Origin of the sequence: Aeromonas sp. SG16 (assembly GCF_024436135.1) — a bacterium.
GTDB classification, from domain to species: Bacteria; Pseudomonadota; Gammaproteobacteria; order Enterobacterales; family Aeromonadaceae; genus Aeromonas; species Aeromonas jandaei.
Map to the genome: position 1 here is coordinate 40968 of NZ_JANFNW010000005.1, position 23895 is coordinate 64862.

The 23895-nt window shown below is 59.8% G+C and carries 19 protein-coding genes and 4 tRNA genes; 9 read left to right on the forward strand and 14 right to left on the reverse strand.

Going from position 1 to position 23895, the window contains the following annotated elements; genetic code table 11:
- Window positions 1–164 precede the first annotated feature (164 nt).
- From argC to argH, 5 genes are all read left to right on the forward strand, one after another.
- Window positions 165–1172, forward strand: a complete 1008-nt coding sequence (argC, locus tag NOM67_RS13405; RefSeq protein WP_071914871.1) for an N-acetyl-gamma-glutamyl-phosphate reductase — start codon at window positions 165–167, stop codon at window positions 1170–1172.
- Between the two features lie 22 nt (window positions 1173–1194).
- Complete coding sequence (gene argB, locus NOM67_RS13410) at window positions 1195–1974, forward strand: acetylglutamate kinase (protein WP_033115912.1); 780 nt, start codon at window positions 1195–1197, stop codon at window positions 1972–1974.
- A 25-nt stretch (window positions 1975–1999) separates the two neighbouring features.
- Window positions 2000–2911, forward strand: coding sequence for an ornithine carbamoyltransferase (locus tag NOM67_RS13415; RefSeq protein ID WP_162628465.1), 912 nt, complete (start codon window positions 2000–2002; stop codon window positions 2909–2911).
- Window positions 2912–2967: 56 nt separating this feature from the next.
- Complete coding sequence (locus NOM67_RS13420) at window positions 2968–4203, forward strand: argininosuccinate synthase (protein ID WP_033115910.1); 1236 nt, start codon at window positions 2968–2970, stop codon at window positions 4201–4203.
- Between the two features lie 210 nt (window positions 4204–4413).
- Entirely contained in the window at window positions 4414–5799 is a 1386-nt protein-coding gene (argH, locus tag NOM67_RS13425; RefSeq protein WP_255937870.1) for an argininosuccinate lyase, read from the forward strand.
- 193 nt (window positions 5800–5992) lie between these two features.
- On the opposite strand, the gene NOM67_RS13430 is transcribed toward argH, so the two are convergent.
- Window positions 5993–6541 (reverse strand): GNAT family N-acetyltransferase, encoded by a 549-nt coding sequence (locus tag NOM67_RS13430; RefSeq protein WP_255937872.1) that lies wholly within the window; start codon window positions 6539–6541, stop codon window positions 5993–5995.
- Window positions 6528–6983 (reverse strand): hypothetical protein, encoded by a 456-nt coding sequence (locus tag NOM67_RS13435; RefSeq protein WP_104016512.1) that lies wholly within the window; start codon window positions 6981–6983, stop codon window positions 6528–6530. Before NOM67_RS13435 ends, NOM67_RS13430 begins: the two co-directional genes overlap by 14 nt.
- A gap of 443 nt (window positions 6984–7426) precedes the next feature.
- Between NOM67_RS13435 and NOM67_RS13440 the strand changes: the two genes are divergently transcribed.
- Window positions 7427–8119: a B3/4 domain-containing protein gene (locus NOM67_RS13440; RefSeq protein WP_255937873.1), complete on the forward strand. Its 693-nt coding sequence runs from the start codon at window positions 7427–7429 to the stop codon at window positions 8117–8119.
- 158 nt (window positions 8120–8277) lie between these two features.
- On the forward strand, window positions 8278–8823 hold the full coding sequence (locus NOM67_RS13445; protein WP_255937874.1) for a hypothetical protein: 546 nt from the start codon (window positions 8278–8280) through the stop codon (window positions 8821–8823).
- 368 nt (window positions 8824–9191) lie between these two features.
- Here the strand turns inward: NOM67_RS13445 and NOM67_RS13450 are convergent, their stop codons facing one another.
- From NOM67_RS13450 to plsY, 6 genes are all read right to left on the reverse strand, one after another.
- A complete protein-coding gene (locus tag NOM67_RS13450) occupies window positions 9192–10364 on the reverse strand; it encodes a nucleoside recognition domain-containing protein (protein ID WP_255937875.1) in 1173 nt (390 codons plus the stop codon).
- Between the two features lie 106 nt (window positions 10365–10470).
- A tRNA-Asn gene (locus NOM67_RS13455) sits at window positions 10471–10546 on the reverse strand.
- Window positions 10547–10554: 8 nt separating this feature from the next.
- Window positions 10555–10630 (reverse strand) — tRNA-Phe (locus NOM67_RS13460).
- 3 nt (window positions 10631–10633) lie between these two features.
- Window positions 10634–10709 (reverse strand) — tRNA-Thr (locus NOM67_RS13465).
- A 53-nt stretch (window positions 10710–10762) separates the two neighbouring features.
- Window positions 10763–10838: transfer RNA gene (locus NOM67_RS13470), tRNA-Phe, on the reverse strand.
- 47 nt (window positions 10839–10885) lie between these two features.
- Window positions 10886–11548: a glycerol-3-phosphate 1-O-acyltransferase PlsY gene (gene plsY, locus NOM67_RS13475; protein WP_041210659.1), complete on the reverse strand. Its 663-nt coding sequence runs from the start codon at window positions 11546–11548 to the stop codon at window positions 10886–10888.
- A 156-nt stretch (window positions 11549–11704) separates the two neighbouring features.
- On the opposite strand from plsY, the gene folB reads away from it, so the two are divergent.
- On the forward strand, window positions 11705–12076 hold the full coding sequence (gene folB, locus NOM67_RS13480; RefSeq protein ID WP_005356584.1) for a dihydroneopterin aldolase: 372 nt from the start codon (window positions 11705–11707) through the stop codon (window positions 12074–12076).
- Window positions 12076–12585: a 2-amino-4-hydroxy-6-hydroxymethyldihydropteridine diphosphokinase gene (gene folK / locus NOM67_RS13485; protein ID WP_255937876.1), complete on the forward strand. Its 510-nt coding sequence runs from the start codon at window positions 12076–12078 to the stop codon at window positions 12583–12585. Before folB ends, folK begins: the two co-directional genes overlap by 1 nt.
- Before the next feature lie 59 nt (window positions 12586–12644).
- Here folK and mdtD read toward each other — a convergent pair whose 3' ends face one another.
- From mdtD to NOM67_RS13515, 6 genes are all read right to left on the reverse strand, one after another.
- The gene (mdtD, locus tag NOM67_RS13490) at window positions 12645–14057 is read right to left on the reverse strand and encodes a multidrug transporter subunit MdtD (protein WP_255937877.1); all 1413 of its coding nucleotides are present in this window, start codon (window positions 14055–14057) and stop codon (window positions 12645–12647) included.
- Window positions 14058–14125: 68 nt separating this feature from the next.
- On the reverse strand, window positions 14126–15253 hold the full coding sequence (locus NOM67_RS13495) for a GTP-binding protein (protein ID WP_255937879.1): 1128 nt from the start codon (window positions 15251–15253) through the stop codon (window positions 14126–14128).
- A 9-nt stretch (window positions 15254–15262) separates the two neighbouring features.
- On the reverse strand, window positions 15263–16657 hold the full coding sequence (locus NOM67_RS13500; protein WP_255937881.1) for a D-arabinono-1,4-lactone oxidase: 1395 nt from the start codon (window positions 16655–16657) through the stop codon (window positions 15263–15265).
- A gap of 159 nt (window positions 16658–16816) precedes the next feature.
- Window positions 16817–18403 (reverse strand): EAL domain-containing protein, encoded by a 1587-nt coding sequence (locus NOM67_RS13505; RefSeq protein WP_255937883.1) that lies wholly within the window; start codon window positions 18401–18403, stop codon window positions 16817–16819.
- A 252-nt stretch (window positions 18404–18655) separates the two neighbouring features.
- Window positions 18656–21253 (reverse strand): bifunctional aconitate hydratase 2/2-methylisocitrate dehydratase, encoded by a 2598-nt coding sequence (gene acnB, locus NOM67_RS13510; RefSeq protein ID WP_255937885.1) that lies wholly within the window; start codon window positions 21251–21253, stop codon window positions 18656–18658.
- 229 nt (window positions 21254–21482) lie between these two features.
- Window positions 21483–23735 (reverse strand): patatin-like phospholipase family protein, encoded by a 2253-nt coding sequence (locus tag NOM67_RS13515; RefSeq protein ID WP_255937888.1) that lies wholly within the window; start codon window positions 23733–23735, stop codon window positions 21483–21485.
- Between the last annotated feature and the right edge of the window lie 160 nt (window positions 23736–23895).

Here is a 23895-nt window from a genome sequence, read left to right on the forward strand (position 1 = left end):
TTCTAGTTGTAAGGGAAAGTTAATGTTCTGTCACCTGATCTATAACCGACGACACACACCCGCCTGAATTGCCCCTCCGCACTTGTGCACAGGGGCGATCGAACACCCTTGTGTACCGCAGCACCACGCTGTGAATCTCGAACTCTGATTTGGAATATTCAAACATGCTCAACACCGTTATCGTCGGTGCCAGTGGCTACGCGGGAGCCGAACTGGCCGCACTGGTACAGAACCATCCACAACTCAAGCTGTTCGGCCTCTATGTCTCCGCCGGCAGTCAGGATGCCCACAAGCGCTTCTCATCCCTGCATCCCCAATGGGTCGGCGCCCTCGATCAGCCGCTGCTGCCACTGGACGAGGATGGCATGACCCGGATCCTGACCCAGGCCGATCTGGTGCTGCTAGCCACCGCCCACGAGGTGAGCGCCGAGCTCGCCCCCAAGTTTCTCGCCAAGGGGCTGCCGGTGTTCGATCTCTCCGGTGCCTTCCGGGTCAAGGATCAGGGCTTTTACGACAGCTTCTACGGCTTCACCCACCAGAGCGAACAGTGGCTGGATCAGGCCGCCTACGGTCTGGCCGAGTGGAATGCCGATGCCATCGCCAGCGCCCAGCTGATCGCCGTGCCGGGTTGCTACCCGACCGCATCGCTGTGCGCCCTCAAGCCGCTGCAGCAGGATGGCCTGATTGCCAAGGGGTGGCAGCCCATCATCAACGCCGTCTCCGGGGTCTCCGGCGCCGGGCGCAAGGCCGCCATCAACACCAGCTTCTGCGAAGTGAGCCTCAATCCCTACGGCACCTTCAATCACAGACACCAGCCGGAGATCAGCCATCACCTCGGCAAGGAGGTGCTGTTCCAGCCCCACCTTGGCAACTATGTGCGCGGCATTCTGGCCACCATCTATGTGCAGCTGGCGGACGGCGTAACCCCCACGCAAGTGGATCAGGCCTTCCTCAAGGCTTATGAAGGCAAGCCGCTGGTGCGCCTCACCGGCCAGATGCCCTCTATTCGCGGTGTGGCAAACACCCCTTACTGCGATATCGCCTGGCAACAGCAGGGCAACATGCTGGTGGTGGTCTCTGCCATCGACAACCTGCTCAAGGGCGCAGCCTCGCAAGCCATTCAGTGCATAAATATCAAATTCGGATTTGAACCGGCCACCGGCCTGATTTAAGGACTTAGGAAGGATCTCGAACATGGACAAACAGACGTTGGTAATCAAGCTGGGCGGCGCCCTTATCGAGAACGACGAGGCGCTGACCGCCCTGTTCGCTACCCTCAAAACTTTTCTCGACGATCAGCACCGTCCGCTGGTGCTGGTGCACGGCGGTGGCTGTCTGGTAGATGACCTGCTCAAGGGGCTGGGTCTCACCTCTACCAAGAAGAACGGCCTGCGGGTGACCCCGTTCGAGCAAATCCCCTTTATTGCCGGGGCGCTGGCGGGCACTGCCAACAAGCAGATGATGGCCAAGGCGATCGCCACTGGCATTCCGGCGGTGGGGCTCTGTCTGGCAGATGGCGGCCTCTGTCAGGTGACCCAGCTCGACCCGGATCTCGGTGCAGTCGGCGAGTGCAAGCCGGGCAACCCGGCACTGGTAGCGGGCATCCTCGGTCAGGGCTTCCTGCCGGTGGTGAGCTCCATCGGTATCACAGCCGAGGGGCAACTGATGAACGTCAACGCGGATCAGGCGGCCACCGCCATTGCCGAGGCGCTTGGTGCAGATCTGGTGATGCTCTCCGATGTGAGCGGCATCCTCGATGGCAAGGGCAAGCTGGTGCCCCAGCTCGACAAGCTGACCGCGCTGGATCTGATGGAGAAAGGGGTGATCCGCGATGGCATGGCGGTCAAGGTAGAAGCGGCCCTGCACGCCGCCCAGACCCTCGGCAAGCCGGTCTGTGTCGCCAGCTGGCGTTACCCGGATCAGCTGCTCAAGCTGCTGGCTGGCGGCGCGGTCGGCACCCAGGTAGCCATTTGATCTCCACCGGAACAAGGAATATCCGATGCAACATCTTCTGAAAGACAGTGATCTGAACAAAGCCCAGATTGAAGCGCTGATTGCGCTGGGCAAAGCAGTGAAAGCCGACCCGAAGAAGTACAGCCAGGCGCTGGCCGGCAAGAGCGTGGTCACCCTGTTCGAGAAGCCCTCCCTGCGCACCCGGGTCACCTTCGACATCGGCATCGCCAAACTGGGCGGCCACAGCGTCTATCTGGATCAGCAGAACGGCGCGCTGGGCAAGCGGGAGTCGGTGAAAGATTTCGCCGCCAACCTGTCGCGCTGGTGTGATGCCATCGTCGCCCGGGTGTTCGATCACCAGACCCTGGTCGAGCTGGCAGCGCACGGCACAGTGCCGGTGGTGAACAGCCTGTGCAACCTCTACCACCCCTGTCAGGGGCTGGCCGACTTTATGACCATTGCCGAGCACTACGACGACCTGTCGAAGGTGAAGCTTGCCTACCTCGGTGATGGCAACAACGTCAGCCACTCTCTGCTGCTGCTGGGGGCGACCCTGGGCACCGACGTGACCCTCATCTGCCCGAAAGGCCACGGCCCGGATACCCAGATCTTCCTGCAGGCGCAGGCACTGGCGGCCAAGTCGGGAGCGACCATCCACATCAGCGATGACGTGGCGGATATCGAAGGGTTCGACGTGGCCTACACCGACACCTGGGTCTCCATGGGTGACAACACCCCGATGGAGCAGGTCAAAGACCTCTTTATGCCTTACCAGATCAACCAGGCTCTGCTCGACCGCACCGGCATTGCACATGTGCTGCACTGCCAGCCGGCCCACCGCGAGCTGGAGATCACCTCGCAGGTGATGGATGGCCCCGCCTCCCTCATCATGGACGAGGCCGAAAACCGGATGCATATCCAGAACGCCGTGTTGCTGACCCTTCTCGGCAACAAGTAACGCGGCAATCAACCTGAATCACGACCCTTTATCGAATCATCATGGAGAGAAGTAAAATGAGCGGAATCAACAAGATCGTACTGGCTTACTCGGGTGGACTGGATACCTCGGCCATCATTCCCTGGCTCAAAGAGCACTATGATGCCGAAATCATCGCCTTCGTGGCCGACGTCGGTCAGGAGCGCGACGATCTGGAAGGGATCGAGCAAAAAGCCATCGCCTCCGGCGCTACCAAGTGCATCATCAAGGATCTGCGCGAAGAGTTCGTCAAAGAGTACGTCTATCCGACCCTGAAGACCGGCGCCGTCTATGAAGGCACCTATCTGCTGGGCACCTCCATGGCCCGTCCGGTGATCGCCAAGGCGATGGTCGAGGCCGCACTGGCGGAAGGGGCCGATGCCATCTCCCACGGTTGCACCGGCAAGGGTAACGATCAGGTGCGTTTCGAAGGTGCGGTTGCCGCGCTGGCGCCCCAGCTGAAAGTGATCGCCCCGTGGCGGATCTGGGACATGCGCTCCCGGGAAGATCTGCTCTCCTATCTGGAGACCCGCAACATCCCCTGCAAGGCGACCCTGAAGAAGATCTACAGCCGCGATGCCAACGCCTGGCACATCTCCACCGAGGGTGGCGAGCTGGAGAGCACCTGGAACGAGCCCTCCGAAGCGGTCTGGCAGTGGACCGTACCGGCCGAGCAGGCACCGGATCAGCCGGAGTACGTCAAGCTGACCGTGGCGCAGGGTGAAGTAGTGGCCGTTGACGACCAGCCGCTCAGCCCGCACCAGATCCTGATGACCCTGAACGAACGTGCCGGCAAGCACGGTGTGGGCCGCATCGACATCACCGAAAACCGGATGGTGGGGATGAAGTCCCGCGGCTGCTACGAGACCCCGGGCGGTACCGTGATGGTCGCCGCGCTGCGCGCGGTGGAAGAGCTGGTACTGGATCGCCCGACCCGCGCCTGGCGGGAGAAGCTGGGTGCCGAGTTCTCCCATCTGGTCTATGACGGTCGCTGGTTCACCCCGCTGTGCAAGGCGATCCTCGCCTCTGCCAACGCCATCGCCGAAGATCTGGACGGTGAAGTGGTGCTGAAGATGTACAAGGGTCAGGTCACCGCGGTGCAGAAGAAGTCGCCGAACAGCCTCTACTCCGAAGACTTCGCCACCTTTGGCGCCGACGAAGTGTATGACCAGAGCCATGCCGAAGGCTTTATCCGTCTCTACACCCTGGCCAGCCGGATCCGCGCCATGAAGGAGCAACATCAGGCGATCGGTGGTGATCATACCCACGGTTAAGCCACTGGAGTTAATCCGCTGGTACCGAAGAGGGGGCATGGCCCCCTCTTCTATAGGCAGAGGGCATGGCCCCTGAGCCATCATCGGTGGTGTGACAAGAGCGGCAGCGCCCCGGCCGCTTCTGTGAGATAACAGGCTCGCAGAAAAACAGGGCACGATTTCAAGTTCGGCGGCCAGGGCGCCGCCGACAACGCATTCAAGGAGAGCAGTATGGCACTTTGGGGTGGACGCTTCAGTCAGGGAGCCGATAGCCGGTTCAAGCAGTTCAACGATTCGCTGCGGTTCGATTACCGGCTGGCGGAGCAGGATATTCAGGGCTCCATGGCCTGGGCCAAAGCGCTGGTGAAGGTGGGCGTATTGACCGCCGATGAGCAGGGCAAACTGCAACAGGCGATGGAGGTGCTGCTCGCCTCGGTGCAGCAGGATCCCCGGCAGATCCTGAGCTCGGATGCCGAAGATATCCACTCCTGGGTCGAGAGCCAGCTCATTGCCGCCGTCGGCGATTTGGGCAAGAAGCTGCACACCGGCCGCTCGCGCAACGATCAGGTCGCCACCGACCTGAAACTCTGGTGCAAGGCCCAGGGCGAGCTGCTGCTCGGATCCATCACCGCCCTGCAACAGGGGCTGGTCGCCTCCGCCCGTGCCAATCAGGCGGCCGTGTTGCCCGGTTACACCCACCTGCAGCGGGCCCAGCCGGTCACCTACGCCCACTGGGCGCTGGCCTATGTGGAGATGCTGGAGCGGGACTACTCCCGCCTGCAGGATGCCCTCAAGCGCCTCGACACCAGCCCCCTCGGCTGCGGCGCGCTGGCGGGCACTGCCTATGCCATCGACCGCGAAGCCTTGGCGCTCGACATGGGCTTTGCCGGTGCCACCCGCAACAGTCTGGATTCGGTCTCCGATCGGGATCACGTGGTGGAGCTGATGCACGTGGCGTCCCTCTCCATGACCCACCTGTCGCGCTTTGCCGAAGATCTCATCTTCTACAACACCGGCGAGGCGGGTTTTGTCGAGCTCTCCGATGCGGTCACCTCCGGCTCGTCGCTAATGCCGCAGAAGAAGAACCCGGATGCGCTGGAGCTTATTCGTGGCAAGACTGGCCGGGTGGTCGGCGCCCAGATGGGCATGCTGATGAGCCTCAAGGCGCTGCCGCTGGCCTACAACAAGGACATGCAGGAAGACAAGGAGGGGCTGTTCGATGCCCTCGACACCTGGCACGACTGCCTCGACATGGCGGCGCTGGTGCTGATCGATCTGAAGGTCAACGGCGAGCGCACCATGGCGGCGGCGCAAGGCGGCTACGCCAACGCCACCGAGCTGGCGGACTATCTGGTGGCCAAGGGGATTCCATTCCGTGAAGCGCACCATATCGTCGGCGAAACCGTGGTCTTTGCCATCAGCGTGGGCCGCCCGCTGGAGGAGCTCTCCATCGGCGAGTTCCAGCGCTTCAGCCCGGTGATCGAGTTCGACGTCTACCCCAATCTGGAGCTGGAAGCGACCCTGGCCAAGCGGGTTGCCAAGGGAGGCGTCGCTCGCGAGCAGATAGAGGCAGCCCTCACCACCGCCGAAGCCTGGCTGAGCAAGCGGGCGGGTTAAGCCACGATGCTCGTTACCTGACATTGAACAACAATGGCAACCAATGGTTGCCATTTTTATGGTAAATAACGAATTCAATTCAGGATAAGTAATGGAGAAATTAGATTGAACAACAGATTTCGCTGTTGCTTTTCAGTTTCACCAAACTAGCCTGTTGGTAATAATTTTTTCCGCATCAATGCATTTTGTAATGTCACACCACGACGAACAGGATATCTCCGCTCTTCCACCTGAAAACCATGATATGAAAAAAAGGCTCAGCGGTTTTGCTTACATCAGCCGTTAATTCGAAAATACCTTGCTCCTTGGCGCTTTCATGAATACGCGTCATCAACTTGGTTCCCACCCCCTGTCTAGCGTAATGTCCAGCTACAAAGAAATGATCAATATAACCATTTGGCTGAATATCTGCATACCCGGCAATGTCACCATCAATTTCGGCTACAAAAGGCTTCAAAGCCCTTATGTGGTCAGCCCACAGTTCTGGAGATATATCATCAGGAGCCCACGCTTGAATCTGTTTAGCGGTATAGTCGCATGAGGCTATATTGTGCACTGCCGACAAGAAAACGCTAAATAATCGAGTTTCATCACCAGCTTTATATTTCCTTATCTCTACACATCTTCGGTTAACAGTCATATCAGCGCACCTGCTCAGCATTACTACATTTGGTTTGATAACTAAAACTCCCGCTGGAATTATCGCATTCTTTATAGCTGTTTTTAACTCACGCACTGGCATTTAGCAGCTTGCCAACCCCATCTCCCTTGCCATTGGGCAGGGTCTGTTTAAAGGCGCCGAGCAGCTGATCGAGGTTGAGATGGCTGGCACCGAGGGAATCCTTGAGGGTATCGAGCTCGCTTTGCAGCGCATCGAGGCGTGTACTCTGGGTACCGCTCGCCAGCTGGTTGCGGGCGCTGTCGATGGCTGCGGGAAGGGATTGGCCACCATTCTCCTGCCCCAGAGTCTGCATCAGCTCCCCCATAAAGTGGTTGATGGCCGAGCGGTTCTGCTCGCTGTCGGCATCCTTGATACCAAGTCGCTGGAACAGGCTCTGGACGGTCGGGGCAAGGTGCTCCTCCTGTACGGCAGGCTGCACGGGCTGGGGTTTGCTACTGCTGCCAAGCAGCTGGCTGCCCAGCTTGAGGGCGATCGAGGCAAGGGGAAGCAGGCTGCTGATCATGATATCTCTCCGCGACAACGACCCTTGATGGTGTTGCCAGGAGGAGTGCATAAGCGGGGCCAGAATTTAGTGCACAGCGCAGGGCAAAACCAACCCATTGAGCCACCGAGTGATTTGAATCGCCGCCTTGTGTTCGGGCATTGCAACTGAAGTCATAACAAGAGAGCCGGGCGGCCAGCGGCTGCCGCTGCAGATCGAAGCGGCAAAGGGGGATTGCCGCAGCAAACCGGAGGCGGCAGGGATCCTCTTCGCTATATGCCGGTACATGCCCGTCATCCCCTCGAACACGTCACTTTTCATTCATGAAGCTTATGGCTATTAAGATCATGTAAATTTTCTTATCTAAGATGTTCGCGCAAGATGGCTCTCAAACCGGACTTGCCGTCACCGCTATGCTGGCCGGCAGCCGCCTTCTCCCTGCCTTTTTCATTTATGGAGTCGCTATGTCCCTGCTCACCCCCCATATCTCCCCCGAAGTCAGCCAGTTGGCTCCCGGCTTTCGCGCTTTGAGCATCACGGTGCAGGCCGCCGCCGTGGTCGACCCGAACGTGGGGGCGCGCGCCCTTGATAAAGCCTGCAGCGCCATGCTGACCGCCGATGTGCCGTGGGCAGAGGCGCATCTCGCCGCCTGGGGTGAGCTGTTCAGAAAGTTTGGTGCCAAGCCGCAGCGGACTCCCTGTTCCGCCGAGGCTCTGAGAAAGCGGGTCACCCGCGACGGCAACCTGCCGGCCATCGATCCCGTGGTCGATCTCTACAACGCCATCAGCATCCGCTACGCCATTCCGGTGGGGGGCGAAAACCTGCTCGCCTATGAAGGGCTGCCGCAACTGATGGTGGCCGATGGCAGCGAGCTGTTCGATACCATGAAGGGAGGCGAGCCGACCCACGAACCGGTGGAGCCCGGCGAGGTGGTCTGGCGGGATGACAAGGGGGTCACCTGTCGGCGCTGGAACTGGCGGCAGGGTGTGCGCACCAGATTGAGTATCGATTCGGGCCAGATGTGGTTCATTCTGGAGAGCCTGCCCGAGATGCCGCTGGCTGCACTGCATGAGGCGGGGGAAAAACTGATCGCCGGGCTGCGGGAGATGATGCCGGAGGCGGTGATCACGCAGAGCCTGATCGGCCATAACGAATAGGCGAGTCTCACCTGTAGAGACATAAAAATCAGCGAAATATGACCCATAGCTGGCCCTGTGCGCATCCACTCCCGTAAGTAAGATTGTGAGCCAAGTTGCTGACGGTTTAGCTCCCTACTGTTAATGTCAAATACTCACATGCTACCGAGCAGACTAAGATGAAGGCTGACTTTGATTACCTATCCTCACTGATATCTGAATTTTTCTCCCAGAAAGAGATCCAAAACAGACTCAACATAATCTACGAGCATGACATTTCTGGTTGGGAAACTTGGCTACAAATTGAATTTTCTACATTCTTGGCCGGACATGCTAGTGAGCCTGATTGGGGTCGTGAGGTCGCTCTCTCCGTTGACAAACGCAAAGAAAAAGACCGACTGACGATTCGCCCTGATTTCATCATCAGGAAAAAGGGATGGCGGCAGGAGCGCTACATGGCATTGGAAATGAAGATCCATCCTGCTGCCAAATCGTGTATCCACAACATGATGGCTGACTTCGAAAAGTTGGGAAAAATGAAAGCCTCTGAGCTGGATTTACGATCTTACTGGGGGCTAGGACTCTTTCTGACTCCGGGCCCTGATAGTGAACAACTTGAGGTAATTATTGATAATAAAGCTCTCGAATGGGGTGTGGAGTGTCCATCAGCGACTACAGCCATTTGTGCCATCGAAGAGACACATTACAGTTATGCCATTCTGTAAAGGCTGAAAAGGGAGCCGAGCCTTACACCCGACCGGATATCCCCCAAACCACCGCTAAGCATATTGGGACAACTCTGCTTCGGTGACTTCTGGCATCAGGGTTGCCATCTGCTCGCGCTCTTGTCTGCCATTCCCTCTGATTGCCCTCTCCGGTCTAACCATAGCCAATGCTCTCAGCGGTAAAGACCGGAGAAATGTCCTGTTGACGGGTCACCGATCTCCTCATCTTTGTGACGCAGTACTCAACAAAACTACCTTGGCCGCACAGACCGGATATAGACCGGTGCGACTAATGACACGATAACTAACGGCCACAAATTAAAAGAGGCCCCTAAGGGCCTCTTTTAATATCCGTGTCTGAACCCGACTCAGCCCAGCAGCATATAAAGCTGGTGCGCTGCCACCCCGGCGCACAGGCCGCCGACCGTATGGGCGACAATGGCGCGGGAGGTGAGATAGCGATAGCCGAGAGCATCGAGCATGGCGGTGTGGGTACTCAAAAAGCCGCTCCAGCACATCCCCATGGCGGTAAACACCGCGACCTCGTTGCCGGTGATCCACCCCTTGGCAATAAAGGGGGGCACCAGCGACATGGCGGCACCGACCGCACCGAGCGAGGTAGCCGGGAAAGCGACCAGCTCCGGCTGCTGGAAGCCAAACAGCAGGTCAAACAGCCAGCTTACCTTGGCAGCCAGCACCGGCAGCAGGGCAACCCCCTGGAACGCTTCGCCGGTATAGCCCTTCTCCCCCGGGCCGAAGGTCAGCAGCATGACGAAGGTGCTGATGATCAGCACCCCCGGGATCACCGCCATTCCCAGCTCCACACCGGATTTGCCGCCATCGAGCAACGAGTTGAGGATCCGCAGCCAGCCCGGCGCCACCTCTTTGCTGACCCCGACCTTGTGCCCCCTGGCATCAGTCGGCTCATCGTCCAGCACCTCGCCCACCAGCGGGCGGATCATCCGCTGCATCAGCCGAGTAGATACCACCGAGCCAACCAGAGCGCCGAGCAGACCGATCAGCGCCGCGCTGGCGGTAGACTCCCCGCCCGGCAGCTGCAGGGTGGCCATAAAGGTCACCACGATCAGGCCCATACCGAAGGCGGTACCAAAGTTGGTCAGAGACACCAGTTGCCATGGAGTGAAGCCCTTGCGAAAGCGGCTGTCCTTGGCGAGGCTGATCACCGCCGGGTTATCGGAGAAGAAGGTCATCAGCGCCGCCAGCGCAGTGCGCCCCGGCAAGCGGAACACCGGCTTCATCAGGGGTGCCAGCAGCACCTCCAGCAGGCGGATCACCCCGAATTCGCTCAGCAGCTGGCTCAGGGCGCCGGAAAGCACGGTGATCCCCATGATGAAGAGCACGGTATTGAGTAGCAGCTGGTGGGCGGTATTGAACAGGGTGTTGACCATGGCGGAGAGGCCCATCTGGCTGCCGAGATAGCCAAACAGGCTGCCCAGGATCAGCAGCACCAGCACGGGCTCAAGCCACTCGCGGATGGTGGCCAGTCGCCCCTTTGAGTCTATAACTACTTGATTTTCCATATCTATCCTGCCGTCATTCTGTGCGTGTGTGATTGTTGTTATGGTAAAAAAGCGGTATTGAACCAAAGAAAAAAAGCCCTTGTCTTGCGACAAGGGCTTTTCGGTTTGGCTCCTCCTGCTGGGCTCGAACCAGCGACCTGCGGATTAACAGTCCGTCGCTCTACCGACTGAGCTAAGGAGGAATTATTAGTGGTGCCCAGAGACGGAATCGAACCGCCGACACGGGGATTTTCAATCCCCTGCTCTACCGACTGAGCTATCTGGGCAAATGGTGCCGGCTACCGGAATCGAACTGGTGACCTACTGATTACAAGTCAGTTGCTCTACCTACTGAGCTAAGCCGGCACACTTTAAACCATTGTGCATGAACAAATTTTTTATTTCATGGCACCAAAATTTGGTGCCCAGAGACGGAATCGAACCGCCGACACGGGGATTTTCAATCCCCTGCTCTACCGACTGAGCTATCTGGGCGTGGGCGCTATTAAACGGATTTTAAGGCGGATGGTCAACGGGAAATTTTACTTTTTGTCTCGTTCGTCTCTTTTTTGCTCAACATCACCCGTTTTTCCCACTTCCTCGCCACAGGCACACCCTTTTCGCCGCCAGACTCTGGGTTCTTCCCCCTTGAGCAGGCGGGAGATGTTCTCGTGATGGCGGATCAGGATAAGGCAGGAGAGCAGCGAGACTGGGAGAGTGTATTCGGGTTTGAGCAGGTAGGTGAAGAGTGGCGTAAGCAGCACGGTAATGATGGAGGCCAGCGAAGAGTAGCCACTTGCCAGCAACACCAGCAGCCAGGTGCCGATGACAGCGCCCCCCATGGTGAAGCCGAGCGGCATCATGGTGCCCAGCGCCGTCGCCACCCCCTTGCCACCGCGAAAATGAAAGAAGATGGGGTACATGTGGCCAAGACAGGCGGCCACCCCGATAAAGCCGAGGTAGACCGGCTTTATTTGCAGATACCAGGCGAGATAGACAGGCGCCGTTCCCTTGAGCACATCGAGCAGCAGCACCACCAGCGCTGCCAGTCGGCCACCGAGGCGCAGCACATTGGTGGCGCCGGGGTTGTGGGAACCATGATCCCGCGGGTCGGGCAGACCGCTGCAGCGGGAGACCAGCACAGCACTGGATAGTGAACCACCCAGGTAGGCCAGAATAATCATCAAAATCGTCAGGGCCGTCATCTTGGTCGTTTTTACCACGATATGAATGGGGTATGATGCGGGCCACAACGCTGGCATGGGCCCATGCCCACCCAGAGCGCCTCGGCAAGCCTGTTGCCCGGCCAGCATCCCTGCGCTGTCATCACAGCCCATCAAGAGTAAAGAAGAAGTACAGTCATGGACAAGGTGTTTATTCGCGGACTCGAGGTTTTGACCACCATAGGTGTATATGAGTGGGAGAAAGGCATTCGCCAGAAGCTCCGTTTTGACCTCGAGATGGGGTTCGACAACCGCCCCGCCGCCGCAACCGACGACATCAATCTGGCACTGGATTATGCCGACCTCTCCAACAAAATCTGCGAGCATGTCACCGGCAAGGTAGTCGAGCTGGTCGAGACCATGGCCGAGCAGGTCGCCATGCTGGTACTCGCCGACGAGCGGGTGCAGTGGGTCAAGGTGACCCTCACCAAGCCGGGCGCCGTACCCAATGCCGCCGGTGTCGGCGTCGAGATCCTGCGCCACCGCACCCCGGCGGCGAGCAGCAACTGATGACCACTATCTATATCAGCCTTGGTTCCAACATCGAGCGAGAGCGCCATATCCGCGCAGGGCTCGATGCATTGCACGCTGCCTTCGGCGAGCTGCGGGTCTCCCGGGTATTCGAGAGTGAAGCGGTGGGCTTCAATGGCCGTCCCTTCTACAACCTTGTTGCCGCAGCCGAGACCGACCTGCCTCTGGTTACCGTCTGCCAGCTGCTGCGCGAGATGGAGTTCGCCCACGGCCGCGAGCCGGATGCCAAGAAGTTCGCCCCGCGCACTCTGGATCTCGACCTGCTGCTCTACGGCGATCTGGTCTGTGAGACGCCGCTGGTGCTGCCGCGCGGCGAGATCCTCACCAACGCCTTCGTGCTCTGGCCGCTGGCCGAGCTGGCGCCCGGACTACGCCACCCCATCGATGGCCGCACCATGTACGAGCTGTGGGAGTGCTACGACAAGGCCTCCCAGCAACTCAGTCCCATTCCCTTTCACTGGGAAGCGCGGGAGCTGCAGCACCACTGATCGACAAGGGCACCTCGCGGTGCCCTTTTCGTTGATGTGACGTCTTATCCTGTTCTTTCTTATCCTCTGACCTGCGCCGAAGTCGTGCCCCCGTCTCGCGCCAGTTGGGCGAAGATCAGCGCCGCCAGCATGGAGAGCAGGCCGACACAGAGGTAGGTAAGGTGGAACCCTGCCAGCCACTGGCCGTTGGCCGCTGAGGTGCCCGCCGAGAAGAGCCCCAGCAAGCTGGCGGCAATCGCTACCCCCAAACTCATGGAGAGCTGCATCACCACCGAGAGCAGGCCGTTGCCGCTACTGGCCAGGGTCGGGCTGAGATCTTGCAGCGTGAGAGTGTTCATGGCGGAGAACTGCAGCGAGTTGATGGCGCCGAAGATCGCCAGCCAGCCCAGCAGCACGCCATAGGGAAGCTGGTTGTCGATAAAGTAGAAGCTGGCAATCATGGCGCCGAGCAGCAGGGTGTTGCCAATCAGGATGCGGCGATAGCCCACCCTGGGGATGAGTTTGTTCACCAGCGTCTTGGTCAACATGGCGCCAAGCACCGTCGGGATCATGGTCATCCCCGCCTTGCTCGGGGAGAAGCCGAGCCCCAGTTGCAGAAAGAGCGGGGTGAGGAACGGCATGGCACCGCTGCCAAGTCGGGCAAACAGGTTGCCCCAGACACCGATGGCGAAGGTGGCGGTCTTGAACAGGTTCAGGCTGAAGAGCGGCTGCTCCGCACTGGCGGCATAAAGCCAGTAGCTCGCCATCGCCGCCAGCCCGAAGATCAACGCAAACAGCGCCCAGCCGGTGGAGATGCTGTGCTCCCCCAACCCCTGCAAACCGACCGATACCAGCACCATGCCGAGGCTGAACAGCACGAAGCCCTGCCAGTCAAAACGGGCGGTCGCCTGACGCAGATCGGGCATGAAGTACCAGCTCGCCATAAAGCCGATCACTCCCACCGGCAGGTTAATCAGAAAGACCCAGTGCCAGCTCGCTACCTCGACCAGCCAGCCACCGAGCGCTGGCCCCATCAGCGGGCCAAGCAGCCCCGGAATAGTGACGAACGACATCACCCGCAGCAGCTCCCGCTTGTCATAGACCCGCAGCACCGCCAATCGCCCGACCGGCATCAGCAGCGCGCCACCAATCCCCTGCAGCACCCGGGCAGCCACCAGCATCGAGAGCGAGCCGGAGGCGGCACAAGCCAGCGAACCGAGAGTGAACAACGAGATTGCCGCCAGATAGATGCGACGGGTACCGAACCTGTCCGCCAGCCAGCCGGAGGCCGGGATGAGCAGGGCCACCGTCAACATGTAGGCGATCACCACCGACTGCATCTGCAGCGGGCTCTCCCCCAGCGTCTCGGCCATGCTGGGCAGAGCGGTATTGAGAATGGTGCCATCCAGCGACTGCATGAAAAAGCCGACAGCCGCCAGCATGGGCAGCCACTTGCGCTGGGCCGGGGTCACCCCGAGTGAAACTTCCGCCATAACAGACCACCTCCACTTCAGGAATAAAAAGACCCGCTCTCGTTGTTACGGGCGGGTCATGTCAGACATCAGGCATCCGGCTGGCCAAGCATGGCCTTGAGCTGCTCTTCGAGGCTGGGCTCGGGAGCCTTGAGCGTATCAAGGAACAACCGCTCTATCCCCGCCTTGTCCTGACTTTTCACGATAAACACCAGTCGGGACTGGGCCTTGCCCTCCGGCCACTCCCCCAGAGCCTGCAGCGGATAGAGCTGACCGTGGACGCCGTGGATCACCACCGGTTGGCTCTCCCCTTCCAGCTGCAAGATCCCCTTGAGCCGCAACAGAGCATCGCCGTATTGGGCCTGCACCGCATCGATCGCAGCCAGCAGGCGAGAGGGCTTGAGCGGCTCGCCGATGCGCAAAGAGAAACTTTCGATGTTGCCGTGCTCGAAGTGGGTGGGCGCAGCTGTGCCCACCTTGGCGGTGAACGGCTGCATCTTGGGTTGCATCGGTGACGCCAGCCCCTGCCTGGGGGCTTCGGTGCGCAGCCATGCCAGCAGCTGGCGCACATCGCGCCCGGCCGCCTCGTTGTAGGCGCCCAGCTTCTCCAGCACCTTGGGCGAAAGCTCGCCATTGGTCACCAGCTGGAGCGGCGCCGCCGGATTGAGGGCCACCAGCTGGGTTTCGACCCGCGCCAGCTGCTCGCCATCCACCAGATCGCCCTTGCTCACCACCAGCAGATCCGCCAACGCCACCTGTTTCACCGCCTCATACTGGGCTGCCAGCTGCTGCTCGATATGACCGGCATCCACCACAGTGACGGTGCCATCGAAGCGGTAGCGCTGGGCGATAAAACCCTCTTCCCTCAACGTGAACAGCACGGGGGCCGGATCGGCGAGGCCAGTGGTCTCGATAATCAGCCGCTTGAACGGTTTGATCTTGCGCTGAATGGCCTTCATAAACAGCCCCTGCAGCGCCTCCACCAGAGAGCCCTGCACCGAGCAGCAGATGCAGCCGGAGTCGAGCAGCATCACCTGCTCATCCACCTGTTGCACCAGATGGTGATCCAGCCCGACCGAGCCGAACTCGTTGATCAGCACCGCGCACTCGCCGAGCTCCGGCTGCTTGACCCAGTGGTTGAGCAGAGTTGTCTTGCCGCTGCCGAGAAAGCCGGTCAGCAGGGTCACTGGGATACGGGTATCTTGCATATCGGTCATGTCAGATCCTTACCGGTTGGCAAACAGGTCACTGAGCCAGCGGTTTTCAAAGCGGCCGTGGGGGTCGAGTTCACGCTGCAAGGCCACGAAGTCGTTCCAGCGTGGCAGCAGGGCCGGGAAGTCATACAGATCCATCGCCAGATGCTTGCCGAAATGGGGGATGCCGCCGAGCGGCACCAGCAGTTGCTGCAGCTCGCGCATCTGCTCCATGGAGCCGTTGACGAAGGTGCCGTCCGCCGCCAGATAGACCAGGAAACCGATCCAGCAGACCGGCTGGCCGTAAGCGGCACTGAGCCACGCCTCGGAAGGGCCGGTGCAGCGCAGGATAAAGGGGTAGTGCAACACGCCGGGATTTGCCTGCTGCCACGCTTGCAGAGTCTCCAGCGCCTCGTTCATGCGATGCAGCGGCACCGCCACCTCGCAATTGATCTGGGGCGCCGGGATCCCCTTGCAGAGGATCTGGTAGACGTTGCCCACCAGATCGGAGGCATCCTTGAAGCGGCGCACCGTCTCGAAGTGCTCACCGGCCAGCGCCTCATCCTTGGTATCTTTCGCCATCTTCTGCAGGGTGGCATCTATGGTGGCGTTCATGCGGGCGTCGATATCGCCATCCAGCAGCAGCGGCTCGCTGCCACCGGCGCGGTAGCGGGCCACCTCCTCATCGGAGGCGGGATCCACCAGCCAGATGTGGCTCTCGCCAGTCCAGGCAAACCACCAGCTTTTCACGAAGCCGTGCTCGCGGTTGAGCCGCTCGTTGTGCTCCAGGAGGAAGGGGTAATCGGTGGTGAACTTGGTGCAGCGCATGATGCGATTCGGGACAGTGCGCAGGGTGACGTCGAGCAGGATGCCGAGCATCCCCATCCCCATCACGAAGGCGCCGAAACGCGGGTCGGAGCGATCAACCCGGATGATGTCGCCATTGGCCAGCATCACCGCCATCGCCTCTACCGCATCGCACAGGGCTGACTGATGCAGCCCCTGACCATGGGTGCCAGTGCTGAGCGCACCGCCCAGGGTCTGGATGCCGATAACCCCGGGGGAAGCCGGCAGCATCCGCTCCATAGCGATGAGATCGCCGTAGACGATATCGAGCGGCGTCCCCGCCTGATAGGTCACGGTATCGGCGGTTTTGGCCAGCTGACCGCGCAGGTGGTGCAAGTCCACCAGCAGTGCCTGACTGCCCTCGGCGTAGACGCTATGAATGGGCTCAAAAGAGAGGCCGGAGCCGATAAGACGCAGCTTGCGCTCGGGGTGTTCCCGCAGCAGCGCCTGTAGCTCATCGCGGGTTTTCGGGCGCCATACCTGATCCAGCGCCCCGAGGGGATTGGTTCTCGACCAGTTGAACAGCACCTCCCGATTACCAATCGCCTTGATGCTGTGAAATGCCTGGAACTGAACCGTCATACCGCGCCTCATCTCTTGCTGACGTCAAAATGAGCGACGATTCTACCGAAAAGCGGGCGCCAAGGCATGGAAAACAAGACCCTGCCAATCTGGTGGAATTGGCCTCATTCCCGCTATCGCCACATTATCGGAATCATTTGGTACTGGTCGGCGAGTCTCTCAGACGGTACCCGGGATATCGCCCGCCAGCGCGGTGGCCGACTCTTCCTGCTCCTTTGGCAACAGCTCCTCGCAGAACTGGCGCAGCGGCATGGGACGGGCAAACAGGAAGCCCTGCAGATAATCGACCCCCTTGCTTCTGAGGTAGTCAGCCTGCCTGCTGGTTTCTACCCCTTCCGCCACCAGCGCCAACCCGAGGCGAGTCGCCAGATCGATCACGTTGTCCACGATATGCTCCGAGAGCGACTCGGTGCCGATACGGGCGATAAAGGACTGGTCGATCTTGAGGTAGTCGACATGGAACTGCTGCAGATAGATCAGGCTGGAGTGGCCAGTCCCGAAATCGTCGATGGCCAGCTTGACCCCCATCTCGTCCAGCTGACGGAACAGGGAGAGGGTCTTGGGATCCGCCACCAGCAGCTCACGCTCGGTCAGCTCCAGCACCAGTACCACCTTGCCGGGGGCAAAGTGATCGAGGAACAGCCGACACTCCTGCAGCAGGGCAAAGTCGTGACAGTGAGCGGCGCTGATATTGAAACTGATATGAAAACCATCGGGCAAAGAGCGTTGCACCCAGCTCAGCTGAGCTGCCACGTTGCGCATCATCTGGCTGGTCATGGGGACGATCAGCCCCGACTCCTCCGCCTGAGGAATAAAGAGATCGGGGCGGATCACCCCTTCGGTGGCATGGTTCCAGCGCATCAGCACCTCGGCCCCCATCATCCGCCGGGTGTCGCTGGCCACCAGCGGCTGCAGATAGGGGACGAACTCTTTCGCCCGCAGTGCCCGACGCAGCTCATCCGTCGGCGACCCCGGCCGCCCCAGCACCCACCACACCAGCAGGGAGAGCAACAGGGATGCGCCAACCAGCGACAACAGCGCCGTCTGGCGAGCTTCCCACAGCGAACGCCAGTAGAGTGGCATGGTATAACCGGCATAGATGGTGAAGGGGTAACGCTGGGAGGAGAGTTCAAGGCTGGTGCTGTGGTGCAATCTGGGCAGGCGTTCGAGATAGCGGCCCGACTCGCTGAGCCAGGCCGAACCGACCTGCAAGAACAGCTCGCTCGGCTTGCCACTCAGGGAGAGCATGAAGCTGAGCTGGGTACTGTCGATGGCACTCAGGGCCGCATCAGAACCCTGTTCGAGACGCACAACCAGCAGCGGGTGATTCTTGCGTACCCGGTTGCCGCTCATCAAAAGCAGCTTGCGCCCGGTGTAGATAGTGCTGTCATCTGCATCATTGGCCTCGCCAAACAGGGAGGTACAGTTGATCACCCCGTCGCGCACCAGATTGACCGACCGCAGAAACGGTTCGAGCGCAACCGTCTTTCTCAGGATCAGCAGGTTCTTGGCACAGGGAGCATTGACCAATGGCAACACCTCCCGGTTGGCCTCCTCGGCCCTGTCCAGCATCTCCTCCAGCAGCAGCTTCGCCTTGTGCGCCGAATCGCGAGAGTCAGATCTCAGATCCTGAACATAGATACTGTGAATGATCCAGCTACCCACCAGCAGCGGCAGGGAAAATACCAACAGAGCACTGCCAACACGCAGCCTGGTTCGGGAGAGATCGATCCGGAATAGAAACATAGAGAGCCACGCCACAGTTGGTCAGAGCCGCCCGCAGGCAGACATCCATATCATACCGACCAACGCAGGGATCTCCCGACTGGTCATAACCAAACAACATAACGCAAAGCACTTATAAAACGAACAGCGAAAACTGTGGTTGGATCACAGCCCGCAGCAACAAGCCTCGAAAGAGGCTCAATAATAGAAAGCTGCAAAATAGAAATGCCGCGTATTACGCGGCATTTCTCGTTACAGCTGTGCAGTGATGCGTTAGACCGCCTGCTGCAGGATCACCGCATCGGCCTTCTTGGTGTAGGAGGCGATCTCGTTGAAGTTGAGATAGCGGTAGGTGTCAGCCGCCGTGGCATCGAGCGCCTTGGCGTATTGCAGGTACTCCGCCACGGTCGGGATCTTGCCGAGGATGGCGGCAACGGCTGCCAGCTCCGCAGAGGCCAGATAGACGTTGGCACCTTTACCCAGACGGTTCGGGAAGTTACGGGTGGAGGTGGAGACCACCGAGGCACCTTCCGCTACCCGCGCCTGGTTGCCCATGCACAGGGAGCAGCCCGGGATCTCGATGCGGGCACCGACGCGACCAAAGATGCCGTAGTAGCCCTCTTCGGTCAGCTGATCCTTGTCCATCTTGGTGGGCGGCGCGATCCACATGCGGGTCGGCAGCTCGCCCTGATACTTCTCGAGCAGTTTGCCGGCGGCACGGAAGTGACCGATGTTGGTCATGCAGGAACCGATGAACACCTCGTCGATCTTGTCGCCAGCCACGTCGCTCAGCAGACGGGCGTCGTCCGGATCGTTCGGTGCACACAGGATTGGCTCCTTGATGGTGGCCAGATCGATCTCGATGATTTCGGCGTACTCGGCATCCTTGTCAGCTTCCATCAGGGTCGGGTTGGCCAGCCACTCTTCCATCCCCTTGATGCGGCGGGTGATGGTACGCGGGTCGCCGTAGCCTTCGGAGAGCATCCACTTGAGCATCACAATGTTGGACTTCAGATACTCGATGATCGGCTCTTTATCCAGCTTGATAGTGCAACCGGCAGCGGAACGCTCGGCGCTGGCATCAGCCAGTTCGAACGCCTGCTCCACCTTCAGGGTCGGCAGACCTTCGATCTCGAGAATCCGGCCGGAGAAGATGTTCTTCTTGCCCGCTTTCTCGACGGTCAGCAGCCCTTTCTGGATGGCGGCGTAGGGGATAGCATGGACCAGATCACGCAAAGTGATGCCCGGTTGCAGCTCACCCTTGAAGCGCACCAGCACGGATTCCGGCATATCCAGCGGCATCACGCCGGTAGCGGCGGCGAAGGCCACCAGACCGGAGCCCGCCGGGAAGGAGATACCGATGGGGAAACGGGTGTGGGAGTCACCACCGGTACCCACGGTATCCGGCAGCAGCATGCGGTTCAGCCAGGAGTGGATGACGCCGTCACCCGGACGCAGAGAGACACCGCCGCGGTTCATGATGAAGTCCGGCAGGGTGTGATGGGTCTGTACGTCGATGGGCTTGGGATAGGCCGCTGTGTGGCAGAAGGACTGCATGGTCAGATCGGCGGAGAAGCCGAGGCAGGCCAGATCTTTGAGCTCGTCGCGGGTCATCGGGCCCGTGGTGTCCTGGGAGCCGACCGTGGTCATCTTGGGTTCGCAGTAAGTACCCGGGCGGATGCCTTTCACGCCACACGCCTTGCCCACCATCTTCTGGGCCAAAGTGAAGCCTTTGCCGGTATCGGCCACCGGCTGCGGGCGGCGGAATACGGTGGAGAACGGCAGACCCAGCGCTTCGCGGGCCTTGTCGGTCAGGCCGCGACCAATGATCAGCGGAATACGGCCACCGGCGCGCACTTCGTCGATCAGCACGTCGGTTTTCAGTTCAAACTGCGCCAGCACCTGCTCGGTGCCGTGCTTGCAGATCTTGCCGGCAAACGGGTAGATGTCGATGACGTCACCCATTTCCAGCTTGGAAACGTCCACCTCGATGGGCAGGGCGCCGGCATCTTCCATGGTGTTGAAGAAGATAGGGGCAATCTTGCCACCCAGCACAACGCCACCGGCGCGCTTGTTCGGCACGAACGGAATGTCATCGCCCATAAACCAGAGCACCGAGTTGGTGGCAGATTTACGGGAAGAGCCGGTACCGACCACATCGCCTACATAGGCCAGCGGGAACCCCTTCTCTTTCAGGGCCTCGATGGTCTTGATGGGGCCAATGGCGCCATCCTTGTCGGGGGTGATGCCTGGACGAGCGTTTTTCAGCATCGCCAGGGCGTGCAGCGGAATATCCGGGCGGGACCAGGCGTCCGGCGCAGGAGAGAGGTCGTCAGTGTTGGTTTCGCCGGTCACCTTGAACACGGTGACGGTGATCTTCTCGGCCAGCTCCGGGCGCGAGAGGAACCATTCGGCATCGGCCCAGGATTGCATCACCTGTTTGGCGTGGGCATTGCCCGCCTTGGCCTTCTCCTCCACGTCGTGGAAGGAGTCGAACATCAGCAGGGTGTGGGAGAGGCCCTTGGCAGCAAGAGGAGCCAGGGTTGCATCGTCCAGCAGGTCGATCAGCGGCTGAATGTTGTAACCACCCTGCATGGTGCCCAGCAGTTCAACGGCTTCGGCTGCAGTCAGGATGGGAGAGTGGGCTTCGCCCTTGGCGACGGCGGTAAGGAAACCGGCTTTGACATAGGCCGCTTCATCAACACCGGGGGGAATTCGGGAGGACAACAGCTCTTTCAGAAAGTCTTGTTCGCCGGCGGGCGGGTTCTTGAGCAGCTCGACCAGGGCGGCGACCTGCTCTGCGTCCAGAGGTTTGGCAACCACGCCCTCGGCAGCACGTTCTGCGACGTGTTTACGGTATGTTTCAAGCACGACTAATTCCTCTTTGGTCTTTTTTTGGGGTTCGCCCACGCTCGCGGCGATCGTCCTTGCGGGACACCCCGTAGGGTGCTCCCCACTATATAAGTTTTAACGACCAATTAAAATCCAAACCCTGTTAACCAATTCAACACAAAACCGTAACCAATTAAACAGGCTGGTATTTTTTGAAAATTAAATACCAGCCTGGATGCAGAGTTAACAAATACGCATCATTTATCCATTATTGGAACGTAGTGCCCAATTGCAGATAGAAGACGCCATTCCCCTCCTCCGCCATGCCGTAGCCGAGGAACACCGGGCCAAGGAAGCTCTCGACCCCCACATAGACGGAGCCGGCGGTGAAGGAGCTGTCAAAGCTGATATCTTCACCCTTGTCCCACACCCCGCCCTGCTCGAGGGAGCCGCCCAGATAGAGCGGCATCTTGAGGGCACCGAAGTCGTTGTCCGCCACCCGGTAGATGTAGCGCAACCCGCCAAACAGGCTGTAGCGACCACTCAGCTGATAGCGCTGGAAGCCGGAGAGACGGAACAGCCCCCCCAGATCCTGGATATAGAGCGGCAGCGCCTCCTGACTGCTGGAACCGCCGCCCTCCAGCATCAGGTTGAGGCTGTGACGACCCCACGACCAGGGCTTGATCATGGAGAAGTTGTAGTTCCACCCCTCGTCGCGGCTGCTCTGATCCTGCTCTCCGCCGGAGAGATTGACGTGGGAATAACCCAGCTTCATATCCCACTTCTCGCCCGAGTAGGGGAAATAGAGGCTATCCAGGGTATCGTGCTCAAAACGGATGAAGGGCCCCCATGCGGTGGCATCCACACTGGTATTCTTGAAGTTTTTCAGATCGATATTGCCCACCCGCCCCTCAAGCCCCGTGTAGATACGGCTCCATGGCTGGCTGTTCCAGCCAACGGCCAGATCGGAACTGAAGAAGGAGTAGTCGCTGTCGAGGTAGTTGAATGTATCCGGCTCGGAGCTGAAGATACGGCGCTGGGTCTTGTCATAGGCCAGGCTTGCCTCGCCAAAGAAGGTCTGGGAGGGCTCCAGCGGGGTATAGAAGTCGCTCTTGATATGTTTGGCCGTACCAAGAGAAGCCTCGGTCAGCCACTCTCCGCCCCAGTTGTTGACGTTGGTGAGGGTGTAGGACATGCCGACGTTGTAGTTGGAGGTGTTCTCGAAATCGTCGGAGAAGCCGAACTGGAAGTTGAGGTAACCAGGCCCCCAGTTCTTCTCGCTGGCATCGACCACCAGCACGTTCTCGCCATCGCGCTCATCCACCTCGTAGGTGATGCGGTCAAAGGACTCCAGCGCATAGAGGCGGCGAATGCCTGCCTCCAGACTCTCGTTGGTCTGGATCTTGTCCGGTCGCACATCCAGCATGGCGCGCACCGTCTCGTCGGAGAGGCGCGACTTGTTGATGATCTCCACCTTGTCGATGTAGTAGGCTGGCAAGCCGCTGCGTTCGGCACGGCGACTCAGCTTGCGGTTGCGGTACTCGTTGTAGCGCTCCTTGCTCAGGGAGAGCTTGTCGAGTTCCAGCGACACCTTCTCGGCCGCCGCCTCGCCTATCTTGATCCCCTCCGGCATCCGGGCGAAATCAGCGATCCCCATGTCGCCAAACTCGGGAGTGAGCAGGATATCCTTGGGCCCCAGCAGCGCCTTCTGCTTGTCGGTGCCGACCTGGGTCATGTAGGTAGTGAGCTGGTCGATCATGGCAAGGCCGGACTTGAGGGACTCGCGGGTACGCAGCTTGGCACTGATATCCACCGCGATCACCACATCGGCTCCCATCGCCTTGGCCACGTCCACCGGCATGTTGTTGACCGCACCGCCATCGGCCAGAATCCGGCCATCCCACTCCACCGGCTTGAGCGCCCCCGGAATGGACATGGAAGCCTGCATCGCCTTGGCCAGACTGCCGTGATCGAGCACGTAAGGGGTGACCGTCTCCATATCGGTTGCCATGGCACGATAAGGGATCGGCAGATCATCGAAGCTCTTCAGCGCCGGCAGGTTGGAGGTGGCAGTCCGCAGCAGGCTGGCCATGGATTGGCCCTGAAAGAAACCATCCGGCAGCTGAATGGTGTCGCCATTGACGCCGATATCGGTGCGTAGCTGATACTTCTCGGTCTGCTGCTTCTTGCGCAGGGAGAGCTCATCACGGCCCACCTTGTCCTGATAACCCTTGTTCCAGTCGATGGCCAGCGTCGTACGCTCCACCTCCTCGGCACTGAGCCCCATGGCGTACATGCCCGCCACATAAGAGCCCATGCTGGTGCCCACTATGATGTCGACCGGGATACGCTTCTGCTCCAGCACCTTGAGGATACCGATATGGGCCGAGCCCTTGGCACCGCCGCCACTGAGCACCAAAGCCACCTTGGGACGGCTGCCATCGGCCGCCTGCACCAGCAGCGGCATGGCCGCCAACATAATCAAAAGCAGTCGGGTCCATCCCGCACGAACGCTGCGCATCATATTTTCCATCTTGTTCAGGAAGCCGGTCACCAAGGATGGCCTCTACTATAAGGAGCCGGAGCACAAGCGCAACCGGCATTCCGGCCAATTCAGCCTCTCCCGGATCTATTTGTCCGCCAGCCCCTTGTGAGCGCAAACGCAATCCATAAATAAAGGG